This window comes from Sporofaciens musculi (genome assembly GCF_009830285.1).
Classification (GTDB): Bacteria; Bacillota; Clostridia; order Lachnospirales; family Lachnospiraceae; genus Sporofaciens; species Sporofaciens musculi.
The window spans coordinates 4099908-4114977 of record NZ_WUQX01000001.1 but is presented as its reverse complement, the minus strand read 5'-3'; the positions used below and the strand labels follow the sequence as shown (position 1 = coordinate 4114977).

Below are 15070 nucleotides of genomic sequence, written 5' to 3'. Positions count from 1 at the left end.
CAATCGGTATAGAAAATATTGGAATTGTAGATGATGAAATCTTGATAAATATTTATTAGAATATCAAAAGGATTGTACGAGGAGGGAAGAAATTGATTGAGATAAAGAACCTAAAGAAGATCTGGGAGGACGATGGAACCAGCGTTCTCGAAGATATCAACCTGACAATCGAAGACGGAGATATCTACGCGCTGGTAGGACGAAGCGGGGCAGGCAAATCAACGCTGCTTCGTTGTATTAATGGTCTGACTTCTTATCAGGGCGGCAGCCTTACGGTGGATGGGTGTGAGATTAAGGACTTAAAAGATAAGGAGTTAAGAGAGTTCCGAAGGCATGTTGGCATGATATTCCAGCATTTTTCTCTCCTGGAGAGGGAAACGGTGTACCAGAACATTGCACTTCCTATGCAGTGCTGGAAATATTCAAAGGCGGATACAGATAAAAAAGTTAAAGAACTGCTTGAACTTGTAGGCTTGTCGGATAAGATGAACGCCAAGCCAAGGAACTTAAGCGGAGGACAGAAGCAGAGAGTTGCAATCGCAAGGGCGCTGACTATGGAGCCGAAGATACTTCTATGCGACGAGGCCACGTCTGCACTGGACCCTAAAACCACAAACTCGATCTTAGAGCTTCTGCTGGAGATAAATAAGAAGATTGGGATTACCATCGTCATCGTAACCCACCAGATGGAGGTGGTGAGAAAAGCCTGCAATAAAGCCTGTATTTTAGAACAGGGACGAATCGCTGATGAAGGGACTGTGAGGGATATTTTCATCAAACAACCCTTATCCCTAAGGAGGCTTCTTGGAGAAGAAGAAATCCGTCTTCCAGCGCAGGGACATAATATCCAGATCGCTCACATGGTAAATGATATTCATGACGGCGAGCTTTTTGGAAAAATGTCTAAGGAGTTAGATTATGTGTTCCCCATCCTGGACGGAAAGATTCAGGAATACCAGGGTGACCATATGGGAATCTTTGTAATCAATGTAGACGACGCTCATCTTGAGACGGTCACACGGTATCTGGATGAGCGCAGGATGAACTGGCGTAAGATGAGCGTAAAAGAGCATGGGCAGAAGGGGGGAGAGAAGTAATGTCATTAAAAAATTTTACTTTTGCACAGATCTGTCAGATGATCATTGTACCTGCATTTTTTGATACCTTAAAAATGCTTCTGATATCAGGAATCCTGTCAACTGTATTTGGGTTTGTATTCGGCGTGATTCTGATCATAACAGAAAAAGGCGGGCTATATGAGAATATTGTGGTGAACAGACTGCTTGATTTTATCGTAAACACCATTCGTTCTTTCCCGTTTATCATCTTGATGGTTTCAATCATACCATTTACGAGGCTGGTTGTGGGAAGCTCTATTGGAGATACGGCGGCCCTTGTTCCGCTTACAGTAGCGTGTACCCCGTTCATGGCGCGTATCTTCCAGAACAGCTTTAAAGAGGTGGATCCCGCATTGATTGAGGCGGCGCAGTCCTTTGGGGCGTCTAAGTGGCAGATTGTGTTCAAGGTTATGCTAAAAGAGTCTGTACCTTCAATTATCTCCGGACTGTGTCTGGCGATTATCAACCTGTTAGGCGCTACGGCCATGGCAGGCGCGGTGGGTGCAGGAGGATTGGGAGCAGTTGCCCTTACATATGGATATCAGAATTTCAATCAGGAGATTATGTATACAATCTGTGTGATTTTGATTATTCTGGTTGCAGTCATACAGTATTTTGGGGATTGGATTTACAAGAAGCTAAAGTAGAAAAGCACAGGAATAAAAACGGGTAAAAGCCTGTTTTTAGATAAATATACATATAACAGGAGGCTATCATGAAGAAAAGACTATTAAGTACCTTACTTGTGGCAGTACTGGCAGGAGCTATGCTGGCAGGATGCGGGAAATCCGAATCAGAAAGCGGCGGGAGCAGTTCGACAAGCGAAGAACAGGGCAGTTCTGAGGGCGGCAGCTCTGATGAGAAAAAAGAAGTGATTAAAATTGGTATCCGTGCGGATATGGTGAATCAGTTAGAATCAGTCAGGGCGAAGATCGAAGGGCTTGGATATACGGTGGAGGAAAGTGTATTCGATGACAGCGTGCAGCCGGATGTTGCCTTGGCAGAAGGAAGCCTTGATATGAACTGGTATCAGCATGGACCGTATCTTGAGAGCTACAATGCAGAGAACGGTACAGACCTTGTGATGATTGAGCCAAAGACCTTTTATCCATTGTTCGCTATGTATTCAGATAAATGGGATTCTGTTGATAAACTTCCGGACGGGGCAACCATAGGGCTCTGTAATGATGCGACCAATCAGGCCCGCGGATTAAATATGCTTCAGTCACAGGGGCTGATAGAGCTTGATGAAGCTGTGGAGGTTCCTACAATGTATGATGTAAAAGAGAATCCCCATAACTTTGAATTCATTGAAGCTGAGATGTCGGTGCTTCCCCAGTCATTGGGTGATGCAGACGCAATCTGCCTTGCAGCGGGACATATGGTAAACGCAGGGCTTTCCGCAGAAGGATATCTGTGTCAGTCCGACGATAATGATGTATATGCGGTTGGTTTTGCGGTAAGAAGCGAGGACAAGGACGCCAAATGGGCCAAAGAGATTGCAGAAGCCGTACAGTGTGACGAGCTGGCAGAATATTTTAAGACGGAAAAGGCAGGCACACAGATTCCTTGTTGGGAATAAAAGAGCGGCAGACAGAGTATTTTAGACAGTTTTACATTATAAGGAGAGGGCAGGCGCATGCTGCCCTTTTGTAGTATCCAGAGATTTTTTGTGAAACAGTCTGTGAAGATGAAAAGGAGGAGGCGCATGGAATTAGCCTCGATTACCAAACGCCGCCTGTATTGGTTAAGTTTTGTGAAGCTGATTGTCATGCCAATGGCCGGCTTATTTTATCTGATTCCTGTGTCAGATGAAGTAAAAACAGTCATGATTCTGGCCGCATCCTGTCCCGTAGGAGTGACAGGGAGTCTCTTTGCGCTTCGATATGGAAAAGATGCTGTGTATGCATCCGAATTGTTTGCAATGTCAACGATTATTTCAATCGTTACAGTGCCGTTTATGATGTTGTTTTGTTAAGAGCTGTGCCAGAGTTGTGCGGCTCATCACGAGAGGAAGGAAGATAGATGATGGAATTAATTAGATTGGAAATGACCCCAAAGGAAAGGAAGCTTGCTTATGCCAGAGGGGAGGAGGTTGACCGGATACCAACGTCTTTAAGCGCGGGTGAGACTGCCCCGCCTTTATATGGGATTGATATCAGAGACTATTATTTTTCTGCCGATGCAATGGTGGAGGTTGAGACTAGGTTGGCAAATGATTTTCAGGCGGATAATATGGGGGTGGGGCTTGGGCTTCGTACGCTGGTGGAGGCTCTTGGCACGAAGCTTATATATCCTCGGAAAAATGTATCTTATATAGCAGAGCCAGCCCTTAAGTCGTTTGGGGATATTGAGAATATGGAATTGGTAAATGTGGAAAAAGACGGACGGTTTCCCATTATCATAGAGGCGTTTGAGAGGCTTCAAGCACAGTTTGGAGAAGAAAGAATTCTGGGAAGCGGGCTTGCAGGGCCTCTGACCACGGCGGCGAGCCTGATTGGGACGGAGAATTTCTTAAAGGCAACCATAAAGAACAAAGAAGGCGTACATCGCTTACTGCAGTATAGTACGGACTGTATTATTAAGTGCTTAAAAGACCTGAACCGGAAACTGGGAATAGGCTTTATGCTGTCAGAGCCAATGGCAGCGCGTAACCTGTTGAGTAAGAAGCAGTTCAATGAATTTTTCCTGCCATATCTTAAGCAGGCTGTAGAGCGGATGAATGAATTCCAGGGAGGGACTTCAATCCATATCTGCGGGAATACGAAGGACCGATGGGAGGAGGTGGTTGAAGCAAAAGTCAGCGGCTTCTGGGTGGATAACTGTGAGAGCTTAAAGGAATTGAAGGAAGCCTTTGGAGACAGAGTTGCCATCAGCGGAAATGTCATACCTGTGGAGGTGCTGCGGGATGGAACCCCAGAGGAGATTGCAGAAAATGTTCGATTTTGCATTGAGCAGGCAGGAGACAATCCCTGCGGCTACAATCTGTGTCCGGGCTGTACCACACCAGTGGGTACGTCAAAAGAGAACATGATTGCTTTTATGAATGCTGCCGCGATTTATGGGAGGGGAGCAAGAAAAGGATATATGCCGAAAGGTATAGAAAAAAACTATAAGATTATTTAAAATATTTATTAGGATAAGTGAAGTATCTATGATACCATAGACATAGTAACATAGTCTGAAAGAATAGAAGCTTGTACAAAAAAGAGGCTGGGAGGAAGGATATTGGCGAAAATTAAGGATTTTCAATGTACATATGACAATTCTGCCGGAATCAGCGGCGAGGTGACGAAAAATTTGGGACTTAAGTTTCCGGAGGCGTATCTTCACTGGGATACCATGGCGGCCCTTTCCAAAGCATTGAAGGAGTTCGACAAGGCGGCGTTCTGTGAACTGCCCTTCTGCCATACGGTAGAGGCGGAGGCAATGGGCGGCATTGTTAATTATGGAAATGAAGTGGCAGGCCCCAGGGCTAAGGAGTACATCTGTACAGCGCCGGAGGAGATTTTGAAGCTGCCGGCGATTGATTTTTCAGCGGGTAGGATTCACCAGGTTCTGCTGGCTTGCAAGGCTTTGCGGGAAGCGGGAGAGCATGTGGTGCTTTTAGTGTCAGGACCGTTTACTATACTGAATGTACTGATTGATGCAAAGCATGTGTTTAAGGCAATGCGCAAGAAGCCGGAATTAATGAAGGAGGTCTTTTGGAAGCTTGGGACTGAGATACTTAGGTTCATGGAGGAAGGGAAAAAATACGGGGCAGAGCTGATTAGTTATGCGGATTCCTCCGGCGGTGTGAACATTTTGGGACCGAAGCTTTGGGAACAAGTGGTGGAGGATTTTACATACGAATTCATTAAAAAGGCGGCAGAACTGGCAGACGATAAGACGATGCTATTGCTGTGTCCCAAAACGACCTTTGCTCTGACAGGTACAGGAAAGGCCAGATTCCGCGATATAAAGCTTTCTCGTCCGATGTCGTACGGGGAGGGATGTATCGAGACGGTTGGAAAAGTAAAGGTGGCGGGGCAGATGTGTATCAAGAATGTGGGGTACCAGTTGGAGAACGGGATATTTAAAGAAGTTGTGTTTTAATTGGTAGTGTCAAGTAATCTATGAAAAACTGAGCCAGAAAAATAGGCTCACCCGAACCTTGAAAACTGCAGATATTGGTGATTTAAGACCTTGGGGCGTTGCCCCAACCCCCACAAGGGACCAGTCCCTTGACCCATTTTCGGACTCTGCCCGAACCCGTCCTCGCCGGAAGGCAGGAAAAGGGCGCAGATGCCCCTTTTCTGCTTAACAGGATAATCCGTGAGCCTTATGTCAATAGACTTTCGCGGCATATCCTCACCGCCTGGCGACGGTTCCGGTATTCCACGGTTCTATTGACAACAGCTCCGCTCCGGTGTGGCAGTACCGTTTTTCTGCATATTCAGAATGGTCTGCTGGCCAAGGAAGATGAGAAGCTGCCACTTGCCCGGCATGTTGTCGGCGCCCTGCAGCATTTCCACCTTGTTAAGGACTTTGTAGTTATTGTGTTTATGTGGGCGCAGAAAGTTGTAGTAAGCGACCCAGAGTGCCAGGTTATAGTTGGCCCCGTCGATGTTGTCAAAGCCGTTTGTATGACGGTAAGAAGCCTTGTAGGTGCGGTTGAGCCGCTCGATCATCTGCTTAAACGGGCGGTGTTCTGTTGAGACGGCATCATCATTGGTAAGTCCGATGACCTGGGTGACTTTGAAGGCAAAGTCTTTGCCGAGCTTTTTTACGAATTCCATAGCGGCAAGGGGATAGGCGCTGTAGCCGTCAGCGATGAACTTGAACTTTTCAGGCAGCTTTGTAAGTCCCCGGAAAGCCATGCGCATAGCGAGGATGCAGGGGCCGACGCCCCGGTTATCGGATACCTGATAGCCGATGATGGAGCGGGTTGCCGCATTCATGATGAGCCAGACATAGGTTTTGATGCTGCGGATTTTGATGTAGGTTTCATCAGCGGTGAACACATCCCCCTTTTCGTAAGGATATTGATCGACGAAAGGCTTGATGCAGACAGCGGCAGTCTTGCAGTAGTTGGCGATCTGCTGGTGTGAGATGCTGATATTGTACAGGTCTTTAAGAGCCAGTGAAGTTTTGCGCAGGGAGAGTCCGAGGTTGACATGCAGGGTCAGGCACAGGGACATGACATGTGCATTATGCTTACTGAATTTCAGGGAGGAAGCGTTCTTAGGCAAGGAGTTTAAGTCCATACGGAAGAAATCCATTGTGAATTCGCGGTAGATATAGTGGAGTTTATATTTATTTTTGCCATAATCCTCTCGAAGATCTTCCTTATCCACCTTTTTCAGGTTGTGGAGGTAGTAAGGGCATTTAGGATTCACGCATTTGTGAAGAATGAAGTGTTTGCGTTCTTTCTTTGGGACGAGGGCATTGCCACAGTGAGGACAGCGCAGTTTTACAGAGGAGAAGCGGCTTTCGGCGGGTGAGAACCTGGCGGCGCAGACCTTGCACAGGAGCTGCCCTTTGGAGCCGTTGTTTTTATAAAGGAAGGGCTTTGGGGCATCACAGCGTGGGCATGTGCAATCCTCCGGGATGTCACATTCAGAACGCCGGCTGACAGGGCGGATCTTCTTACCGTAGCGATTTTGGTAGTAAGGGAGGAGTTCCTTGTAAGTCCAGTCCTGCCGGAAGTCGGTGACCAAGGGGAGTTCGTCAATCTTGAATTTCTGATATTTTGGGGAATGGGAATCATCAAAAGCCCACTGTTTAAGAGGGACATATCTGCAGATAAAATTGATCAGCCAGCAGTTTTGCTGGTAAAGAGATTGAATCAGAGAGAGTAAATAGGGAATAATATCCATAAGCAATGATCTTCCTTTCAGTGTTTGTGGGTTGGTAATAGTATTTACACAAAAAAGGGAGGTCATTGCTTTTTCTTATAAAAAAGTGATGTAATCCTTGAAAATATAAGGTTTGTAATAAAAAACATAGGGGTAGATTTGACACTACCTTTTAATTCTAAGAAGAAAAAAGTAGGAAAATGTGCAGGAGGAATTTAAGATGAGTTCAAAAGAGGAACTGTTAAAGCGTCTCTCGGACGGAGTCGTAGACATGGAGGAGGATGACGTTGCCGAGGCGGCTAAGGAATACTTGGATGCAGGATATCCGGCATTTGACGGGATTATGGAGGGACTGGTGGACGGCATGAACCGGGCCAGCGAGTTATACGAGGCAGAGGAGTATTTTGTGACGGATGTTTTATTGTGCTCTGACGCTATGTATGCGGGACTTGATATCTTGCGTCCTTATCTGCCGGAAACCTCAAATGAGGAAAAGGTGACAGGAGTGATTGGAGTGGTTGAGGGAGATACCCATGATATTGGGAAAAATCTGGTAAAAATTATGCTGGAAACAGCAGGTTTTCGGATGATAGACCTTGGAAGGGATGTTCCGCTGGACAAATTTGTTGAGACGGTGCAGGAGGAAAATGCTGATTTTATCTGTCTGTCTACGTTGATGACCACTACCATGGGAGGAATGGAGACGGTAATTAAGCTGCTTGACGAGGCCGGACTGCGTAAGAAAGTAAAGGTGATGATCGGAGGAGGTCCCATCTCTCAGAAATATGCGGACCGGATTGGCGCGGACGGCTACTCCCAGAATGCAGTAGAGGCCGTGAAGCTGGCGAAGCGTTTGCTGAATATCGCTTAATAGTGTCCAACAAATATATTAGGAGTGAAAAATGCTGACACCGAAAGAAAGATTAAGAATGATTATAGAAGGGCAGCAGGCGGACAGGCCTGCCTGTATCTGTCCTGGAGGAATGATGAATATGGTGACCTCTGAGCTCATGGAGAGGGTCAAGGTCTATATGCCAAAGGCGCATAAGGATGCAAGGATGATGGCTGACCTTGCGAAAGCTGTGTATGAAGAAGGCTGCTTTGAGAATTATGGGGTTCCCTTCTGTATGACCGTAGAGGCGGAGGAGATGGGCGCAAAGGTTGACATGGGCACCTGTGTGTATGAGCCTCATGTGACAGGGTATGTGATTAATTCCGTAAGCGAGTATCGTCGCCTGCATCCTGTGGATGTGACAAAGGGCAGGGCAAAGGTGGTGCTGGACGCCCTTCGTATCTTGAAGGAGGAGACAAAGGATGTGCCGATTGTGGGCAATCTGACAGGGCCAATCAGTACGGCAAGCTCTGTGATGGAGCCGGTCATATTTTATAAGGAGTTGCGTAAGAAGAATAGGGAGGCCCATGACTACATGGAATTTATCACAGAGCAGTTAATCGCCTTCGGGCGGGCGCAGATTGAGGCAGGCGCAGATTTGATTGCAATCTCGGACCCAAGCGGCACTGGTGAGATTCTGGGGCCTAAGTATTTTAAAGAGTTTGCCGTAACATATATCAACAGGCTCTTAGATGCCCTTCAGGATGAGAAGATGGGGACAATCGTACATATTTGCGGACAGATGAGTCCGGTGTATAAGGAGGTGGACGAGGTGAGAAGCAGCGTATTGAGCTTTGATTCCGTCGTACCTATGAAGGAGGCAAGAGAGCATCTGAAGGACAGGGTGCTGATGGGGAATGTAAGTACCTATGCGCTGGAATTCGGTGATCCCGACAGGGTGAAGCTGCTGACAAGAAGCTGTGTGAAAAGTGGCTCCGATATTATTTCTCCGGCGTGCGGCCTTGGGATGAAGTCGCCGCTTCAGAATGTACAGTCAATTTTGACGGGTTTGACGAATGCTGAGTGAGGTTGTGACAGATGGCAAAGATTAAGATTAGGCAGACTGGAAGGGAAATTCAGTGTCAGGATGGGACGAACCTTCTGGACGCTCTGCTTGAGGCTGGTATTTTTGTAGATAATCCCTGTAATGGCAAGGGAATCTGCGGGAAATGTAAGGTGAAGGTGCTGTCTGAAGGAGTGTCTGAAATGGCGGCTTCCAAGGAGAGACTCTTAAAACCAGAGGAGATTGAGGCGGGAGTACGCCTTTCCTGTATGGTGGAAGTGACAGGGGATATGGAAATCGGGCTGCTTTTGAAGGAACGAAAGCATAAGGTGTTGACAAAGGGTTACATGCCTGAGTTTGAGAGAGATTCATTTGACGGCGGATACGGCGTAGTCATTGATATCGGAACAACCACTGTTGTTACGGCTCTGATTGACCTTAAGACAGGGGAGGAGATTGCAAACGCTTCTATGATTAACGCGCAGAAGCGTTATGGTCTTGACGTACTCACAAGGATTACGTATGAATACGAGCATCCAGATTGCGGAATCCATAGGCTTCAGGAGGCGCTTGTGAATTCCATCAACGGTATGCTTGAAGAAGTGTGTCTGAGAGCTAAGGTAAGCCCACAGAAGATTCGGGAAATTGATGTGGCGGCCAACTGCACCATGATGCATATGCTCTTAGGCGTTGATGCCAGGGCCATTGGACGTTCCCCGTATAAGCCGGAGTTTACAGAGGCGAAAGAGCTTTTAGCAGGTGAGATTGGAATCAATGCAGCAGAGGATACCAAGTTGTACTGTCTTCCCCAGGTATCGGCTTATATCGGTGCGGATATTGTGGCGGGCGCTTATGTGTGCGAGCTTGAAAAGGAGAGGGGAAATGTACTTTTTATCGACATCGGGACTAATGGAGAAATCGTTCTTGCAAGCAGGGGACGGCTCTGGTGCTGCTCGTGTGCAGCGGGGCCTGCGTTGGAGGGTATGAATATCAGCTCTGGGATGCGTGCGGCAGAAGGGGCGATTGAGGAGGTTCAGATTACAGAGCAGGGTATTCATTATCAGGTAATCGGAAAGGCAGAGCCTGTGGGTCTGTGCGGCAGCGGAATCCTGGCTGTGGTGAAGGAGTTGCTTCGCACAGGGATTGTGAAAAAGACCGGCGTTTTTGTGAAGAAGGAGAAGTTAAGCGAGCAGGATTACAGATATCCTATGATTCGTATGGATGGGACGAAGCGGGAATTTATCCTGTGCGAGAAGCCAGAGATTGTGGTTACCCAGGGAGACGTACGCCATGTGCAGCTTGCCAAGGGGGCGATTCTGTCCGGCTTCCTAGCCCTTCTTAAGAAAGCGGGAATCCGGATGGATGAGCTTGACAAGGTTATGATTGCCGGACAGTTTGGCGCGCACCTGCCTGCCGAGTCCTTAATTGGAACGGGAATCCTGCCAGGAGAGGTAGAGGAAAAATTAGTCTATGTGGGTAATTCCTCCAAGACGGGCGCCTATATGGCTCTGATGTCTGAGAAGGTGAAAAGAGAAATGGAATTGCTGGCCGGAAAGATGGAGTATATGGAGTTGGCGGAGACGGAGAATTATGAGAGAATATTTGCAGAAAGTATGATATTCCCTGGGTAGCTGTATTAGAAAAATAGAATGGGTATACCCAGATTGGGAAGAAGGGTGATTATATATGGACAGGATTGCAGGTTTAAGAGAGTATGTTCAGACAGAGGAATTTAATGAAAAATTAGAAATTCCCCTCAATGAGCAGATCGAATGTCATATGCTTGCACAGGGAGAGTACAACATTAATTATGAATTCCGGCATCCAGTGTCAAAGAAAAGGCTGCTTCTCAGGGTGAATACAGGAAGCCAGATGCATTTAGAGGATCAGATTGGCTACGAATACCATGCTCTGAGATTATTGGAGACTTCAGGAAGAACTCCGCGGGCAATCTATGTGGACGGAAGTAAAAAGTATCTGGATTATGGAGTTATGGTAATGGAGTTCCTTGAAGGACATGCCCTTGATTACCGGAAGGAGATGAAATACGCGGCTCAGTGTCTTGCGGATATTCACAGTGTCGCGGTGTCAAGGAATGACGGTCTAATTATGCCAGAGAATCCCCTTCAGGCAATCCTTAACGAATGTCATGAGATGGCTAAGACCTACTATCAATCTTCTTTAGGCCATATCCAGAAGAAAAAAAGGATAGAGGGGCTCTTAAAGAGAGGACGGCAGATGTTAGAAAAGGTTTCAAATTATGAAGGATACAGATGTTGCATTAATACAGAGCTGAACTCTGGTAATTTTTTAATTAATGGAGAAGGGAAGAATAACTATCTGGTTGACTGGGAGAAGCCTTTGTATGGCGATCCTGTGCAGGATTTGGGACATTTTATTGCACCGACAACCACCTTCTGGAAGACAGACGTTATTTTGGACAAGGAAGAAATACAGCAGTTTATGAGGCAGTATAAGGAAGCCTCGGCGGGCAGGTATGATGTGTCAGGAATCGAAGAACGTTTGGGTCTTTTTATTCCGATTACCTGCCTTCGGGGCATTACTTGGTGCGCCATGGCATGGGTGCAATATCATGAGCCTAACCGTCTGATTCGCAATGAAGGGACATTTCGCAAAATAGAAGCCTATTTGTCGGATGGATTTCTTGAGAAAATAGAGAATTCATTTTTTTCTTGACATTTTTTAAATATGGAATTATTCTTAATATGTCACACAGGGGTGCTTTAAATGGCTGAGATGTATGCAAAGCATACGGACCCTTAAAACTTGATCCGGGTAATGCCGGCGTAAGGAAAGGAGAACTTCATAATGTCACAAATTAATTCTGTCACAGGCAGGAGTACGTCTTCTGCTGTCAAAAAACTCGTTTTTTCTGCTATGGGAATCGCGCTTGCAATGGTCACCTCCTACATAAAGGTATGGGAGATGCCTATGGGCGGTTCGGTCACACTGTTATCCATGTTGTTTATCAGCCTGATTGGTAACTGGTTTGGAGTGGGCTATGGACTTCTTACGGGAGTCGGATACGGCTTCTTGCAGTTCATTGTTGACCCGTATATGATGTCAATTCCCCAGGTGCTCTTTGACTATCCTCTTGCCTTCGGCGCACTGGGCTTGTCAGGGCTTTTTAAGGGGCGAAAATACGGGCTTTATGTAGGTTATGTTGTAGGCGTAGTGGGAAGATTCGTATTCTCAACGCTGTCCGGTGTGTTCTTTTTTGCAGCCTATGCGCCGGAGGGGATGAACCCATGGGTGTATTCCTCTTTGTACCAGGGAAGTTATCTTGGGGCGGAAGGGATTATTACGCTGGTTATTATATCCATTCCGCCTGTGGCTAAGGCGTTGGATACCGTGAAGCGGCAGGCCATGTAGATGAATTTTAGAAAAAGCTGTCAGGAAACGCTGTTTTCCGACAGCTTTTTAGGTTAGAAGGGCATATTTATAAAAACTATAAAAGAGTAAATATATCATTATTATTGATTAGACGGGCTTATTTTCTCATGATAATATAGAAAAGCAAACATTTTATAAAATCAGGAGGTGATAAGTTATGAGAAATTGCAAAAGATTTTTTGCAGCGCTGCTTGCGTCAATGATGATGTTCTCAGTTGTAGCGTGCAGCAGTTCAGAACCAGAGGAGAAGGAACCGGCGGCCCAGACTTCAGGGGATGTGGGGAGCGAGGACACTGGGGATGAAAAGGCTGAAATTAAGACTATGGATGCCGCAGAGCTTCAGAAAATCGAGGATGATAAGGACAAGAAGGAGGAATGTCTTGTCATTGATGTGAGAAGTGAAGAAGAATACAAAGAGGGCCATGTGAAGTTCGCAATCAACATGCCTATTGATACATTTGCCGATAATCTTTCTTCTATCGAGGAATGGAAGGACAGAGCTGTGATTACGGTATGCAACACCGGTAAAAAGAGTGGAGAGGCGGCAGACATCCTCGTAGAGAACGGATTTACGGATGTTACCAATGCAGAAGGCGTGAAGGACGGAGTATATAATCTGGTTACATGGGGGAATATCCGTGCGGACGAGCTTCAAAAGGCCGGAGATGCAGGCGACGTAGCAATCGTTGACTTGAGGGATGCGAAGGATTACGAGGCAGGCCATTTTAAGAATGCAATCAACGCAGACCCAGAGAAGATGGGAGATGTTGAGAAAAGCCTTCCTTCCGATAAAGGCGCTAAGATTATTACTCATTGTTATTCCGGCAATAAATCTGCGGTAGCGGCACAGGCTTTGGTGGAGATGGGTTATACGAATGTTTACAACTGCCTGGACGGCGCTAAAGAGGTAGAATATATTTTCGCGAAATAGGTGAAGCTAGATAAAGATGGATAAGAAAACAGAGCAGAAAAAAAAGAACTGGATAGGGAAAGCAGTAATAATATTGCTGTTTGCTGCTGCAATACTGGCGTATATGTGGGTTCCCTCTGTGCACAGCCTGTACAATGAGATTGCGCGAATGTTTAGCAGCGGTGATTTTACGGTGGTGCGGAAATTTGTGGAATCCTACGGCGCTTATGCGGCGGCAGTATCGTTTGCGCTGATGATCTTACAGTCGATCGCGGCGCCTCTTCCCGCCTTTCTCTTGACTTTTGCCAATGCTAATCTTTTTGGATGGTGGCAGGGGGCAATCCTTTCATGGTCAAGCGCAATGGCAGGGGCGACGGTCTGTTTCTACATTGCAAGGATTTTAGGCCGTGACGTGGTGGAAAAGATTACCAGTAAGGCAGGGCTTAAACAGATAGATATTTTCTTTGAAAAGCATGGGAGGTTAAGTATTCTGATTGCAAGGCTGCTTCCGTTTATTTCTTTTGATATCGTAAGCTATGCGGCGGGACTTACCTCTATGTCATTCTGGAGTTTTTTTGTAGCCACGGGAATCGGGCAGCTACCTGCAACGATTATTTACTCGTATGTGGGCGGTATGCTGACCGGAGGCGCGCAGATGTTTGTGACAGCCCTTTTGATACTGTTTGCCCTGTCTGCATTGATTGTGCTTTTTAGACAGCTTTATGTGGAACGGCAGAAGAAAAAGGAGGATATTTCAAAATGAAAAAGAGATTATTGAGTGTATTATTAAGCATGGCGGTAGTAGCGACTCTTGCTGTGGGGTGTGGCTCTGGCTCAGATGATGCCACAGACAAAACTCAGGAGAATACTGCGGATGAGCAGAAGGAGGATACAGACTCCTCAGACGGTGAGACAGAAGATACGGCGGATGTAGAGCCAGTAGAGCAGAGAACGGTTTATGTTACGCCAGAGTGGGTGAAAAGCGCCATTGACGGAAATCAGGCAGGCTATGAGGATGCGGTGATTGCAGAAGTCACTTACACTGGCGAACTGGATGACAGCGAGTCCTATAAAAAGGGACATATTCCAGGTGCAATCCTTGTAGGGGATACAGAGGTGGAGGATGCGGAAGGCACAGAGGAGAAGCCATATAATCTTCTGACCCCAGAGGAGGTTGAGACCTATATGCTTTCCCACGGTATTACCAAGGATACCAAGGTAATCCTGTACGGCGAGGATGTTTCAGGCGTGGGCCGTGTAGCGTATGCTTATCTCTGGGCAGGTGTTGAGGATGTTAAGATTTTGAACGGCGGCCTGAACGCGTGGGAGAAGGCTGGATATGATTTGGAAACGGATGTCAATGAAGGAACAAAGGCAGACAGCTTTGGAACCACAGTTCCGGCACATCCGGAATTCTGGGTATCCATTGAGAATGCGAAGGACAGGCTTGAGAATGACGACAACTTTAAGCTGGTAAGTATCCGAAGTGAAGACGAGTGGCTTGGAAAGACAAGCGGGTATAATTATATTGAAAGAGGCGGCGAGCCGGAAGGCGCGGTATGGGGCAAAGGCGCCAAGACTGCGTTCGATGTTGCTGATTTTACGGATGCAGACGGAGTAGTCAAGGATTTAGAGGGATTTAAGAAGGTATGGGAAGACTGTGACTTTACGCTGGACAACCATCTTTCCTTCTACTGCGGCACAGGCTGGCGCGCTACGGTTCCGTTCTTAGTACTTTATGAAAATGGATATGATGATATTTCCGTCTATGACGGCGGCTGGTATGAGTGGCAGATGAAGTCCGATTATCCGGTTCAGGTAGGAGATCCGGCAAGCGACGACTGCGAGCATACTACGGTAGGTGAGCTTCCGACTGATAAGGCGGCGGCAGATTAA

At 46.7% G+C, this 15070-nt stretch carries 16 protein-coding genes and 1 riboswitch; of the genes, 14 read left to right on the top strand and 2 right to left on the bottom strand.

From position 1 onward, the window contains the following. Positions 1–92 precede the first annotated feature (92 nt). The 6 genes from GN277_RS20985 to GN277_RS20960 all read left to right on the top strand — a co-directional run bounded on the left by GN277_RS20985 (position 93) and on the right by GN277_RS20960 (position 5213). On the top strand, positions 93–1097 hold the full coding sequence (locus tag GN277_RS20985; protein ID WP_159753280.1) for a methionine ABC transporter ATP-binding protein: 1005 nt from the start codon (positions 93–95) through the stop codon (positions 1095–1097). Beyond that, on the top strand, positions 1097–1765 hold the full coding sequence (locus GN277_RS20980; protein ID WP_159753278.1) for a methionine ABC transporter permease: 669 nt from the start codon (positions 1097–1099) through the stop codon (positions 1763–1765). The genes GN277_RS20985 and GN277_RS20980 overlap by 1 nt, the downstream gene beginning before the upstream one ends. Before the next feature lie 68 nt (positions 1766–1833). Then, positions 1834–2700, top strand: a complete 867-nt coding sequence (locus tag GN277_RS20975; protein WP_159753276.1) for a MetQ/NlpA family ABC transporter substrate-binding protein — start codon at positions 1834–1836, stop codon at positions 2698–2700. A gap of 126 nt (positions 2701–2826) precedes the next feature. Beyond that, complete coding sequence (locus GN277_RS20970; protein WP_159753274.1) at positions 2827–3096, top strand: AEC family transporter; 270 nt, start codon at positions 2827–2829, stop codon at positions 3094–3096. 47 nt (positions 3097–3143) lie between these two features. Beyond that, on the top strand, positions 3144–4244 hold the full coding sequence (locus GN277_RS20965) for a uroporphyrinogen decarboxylase family protein (protein WP_244324822.1): 1101 nt from the start codon (positions 3144–3146) through the stop codon (positions 4242–4244). Between the two features lie 102 nt (positions 4245–4346). Continuing rightward, on the top strand, positions 4347–5213 hold the full coding sequence (locus GN277_RS20960) for a uroporphyrinogen decarboxylase family protein (protein ID WP_159753272.1): 867 nt from the start codon (positions 4347–4349) through the stop codon (positions 5211–5213). 47 nt (positions 5214–5260) lie between these two features. Here GN277_RS20960 and GN277_RS30490 read toward each other — a convergent pair whose 3' ends face one another. Beyond that, positions 5261–5464 carry a hypothetical protein gene (locus tag GN277_RS30490; protein WP_244324821.1) on the bottom strand — a complete coding sequence of 68 codons (204 nt, stop codon included), beginning with the start codon at positions 5462–5464 and terminating at the stop codon, positions 5261–5263. A gap of 39 nt (positions 5465–5503) precedes the next feature. Continuing rightward, positions 5504–6976: a DDE-type integrase/transposase/recombinase gene (locus GN277_RS20950; protein ID WP_159753270.1), complete on the bottom strand. Its 1473-nt coding sequence runs from the start codon at positions 6974–6976 to the stop codon at positions 5504–5506. A gap of 199 nt (positions 6977–7175) precedes the next feature. Between GN277_RS20950 and GN277_RS20945 the strand changes: the two genes are divergently transcribed. The 8 genes from GN277_RS20945 (at position 7176) to GN277_RS20910 (ending at position 15070) form a co-directional block, all read left to right on the top strand. Further along, a complete protein-coding gene (locus GN277_RS20945; protein WP_159753268.1) occupies positions 7176–7826 on the top strand; it encodes a corrinoid protein in 651 nt (216 codons plus the stop codon). Positions 7827–7857: 31 nt separating this feature from the next. Next, a complete protein-coding gene (locus tag GN277_RS20940; RefSeq protein ID WP_159753266.1) occupies positions 7858–8874 on the top strand; it encodes a uroporphyrinogen decarboxylase family protein in 1017 nt (338 codons plus the stop codon). An 11-nt stretch (positions 8875–8885) separates the two neighbouring features. Beyond that, entirely contained in the window at positions 8886–10481 is a 1596-nt protein-coding gene (locus GN277_RS20935; protein WP_159753264.1) for an ASKHA domain-containing protein, read from the top strand. Between the two features lie 55 nt (positions 10482–10536). Beyond that, positions 10537–11547 (top strand): aminoglycoside phosphotransferase family protein, encoded by a 1011-nt coding sequence (locus GN277_RS20930; protein ID WP_159753262.1) that lies wholly within the window; start codon positions 10537–10539, stop codon positions 11545–11547. A 28-nt stretch (positions 11548–11575) separates the two neighbouring features. Next, positions 11576–11682: riboswitch (TPP riboswitch) on the top strand. Beyond that, positions 11680–12243: an energy-coupled thiamine transporter ThiT gene (locus tag GN277_RS20925; protein ID WP_159753260.1), complete on the top strand. Its 564-nt coding sequence runs from the start codon at positions 11680–11682 to the stop codon at positions 12241–12243. Its footprint overlaps the riboswitch before it by 3 nt. A gap of 178 nt (positions 12244–12421) precedes the next feature. Further along, positions 12422–13195, top strand: a complete 774-nt coding sequence (locus GN277_RS20920) for a rhodanese-like domain-containing protein (RefSeq protein ID WP_159753258.1) — start codon at positions 12422–12424, stop codon at positions 13193–13195. Positions 13196–13211: 16 nt separating this feature from the next. Next, positions 13212–13937 carry a TVP38/TMEM64 family protein gene (locus GN277_RS20915; protein WP_159753256.1) on the top strand — a complete coding sequence of 242 codons (726 nt, stop codon included), beginning with the start codon at positions 13212–13214 and terminating at the stop codon, positions 13935–13937. Continuing rightward, on the top strand, positions 13934–15070 hold the full coding sequence (locus GN277_RS20910) for a sulfurtransferase (RefSeq protein WP_159753254.1): 1137 nt from the start codon (positions 13934–13936) through the stop codon (positions 15068–15070). The genes GN277_RS20915 and GN277_RS20910 overlap by 4 nt, the downstream gene beginning before the upstream one ends.

Excerpts from the sequence above, each read along its gene's own strand:
- GN277_RS20980 (WP_159753278.1), top strand. The coding sequence starts at position 1,097 with ATGTCATTAAAAAATTTTACTTTTGCACAGATCTGTCAGATGATCATT.
- GN277_RS20975 (WP_159753276.1), top strand. The coding sequence starts at position 1,834 with ATGAAGAAAAGACTATTAAGTACCTTACTTGTGGCAGTACTGGCAGGA.
- GN277_RS20970 (WP_159753274.1), top strand. The coding sequence starts at position 2,827 with ATGGAATTAGCCTCGATTACCAAACGCCGCCTGTATTGGTTAAGTTTT.
- GN277_RS20965 (WP_244324822.1), top strand. The coding sequence starts at position 3,144 with ATGATGGAATTAATTAGATTGGAAATGACCCCAAAGGAAAGGAAGCTT.
- GN277_RS30490 (WP_244324821.1), bottom strand. The coding sequence starts at position 5,464 with ATGCCGCGAAAGTCTATTGACATAAGGCTCACGGATTATCCTGTTAAG.
- GN277_RS20950 (WP_159753270.1), bottom strand. The coding sequence starts at position 6,976 with ATGGATATTATTCCCTATTTACTCTCTCTGATTCAATCTCTTTACCAG.
- GN277_RS20945 (WP_159753268.1), top strand. The coding sequence starts at position 7,176 with ATGAGTTCAAAAGAGGAACTGTTAAAGCGTCTCTCGGACGGAGTCGTA.
- GN277_RS20940 (WP_159753266.1), top strand. The coding sequence starts at position 7,858 with ATGCTGACACCGAAAGAAAGATTAAGAATGATTATAGAAGGGCAGCAG.
- GN277_RS20935 (WP_159753264.1), top strand. The coding sequence starts at position 8,886 with ATGGCAAAGATTAAGATTAGGCAGACTGGAAGGGAAATTCAGTGTCAG.
- GN277_RS20930 (WP_159753262.1), top strand. The coding sequence starts at position 10,537 with ATGGACAGGATTGCAGGTTTAAGAGAGTATGTTCAGACAGAGGAATTT.
- GN277_RS20925 (WP_159753260.1), top strand. The coding sequence starts at position 11,680 with ATGTCACAAATTAATTCTGTCACAGGCAGGAGTACGTCTTCTGCTGTC.
- GN277_RS20920 (WP_159753258.1), top strand. The coding sequence starts at position 12,422 with ATGAGAAATTGCAAAAGATTTTTTGCAGCGCTGCTTGCGTCAATGATG.
- GN277_RS20915 (WP_159753256.1), top strand. The coding sequence starts at position 13,212 with ATGGATAAGAAAACAGAGCAGAAAAAAAAGAACTGGATAGGGAAAGCA.
- GN277_RS20910 (WP_159753254.1), top strand. The coding sequence starts at position 13,934 with ATGAAAAAGAGATTATTGAGTGTATTATTAAGCATGGCGGTAGTAGCG.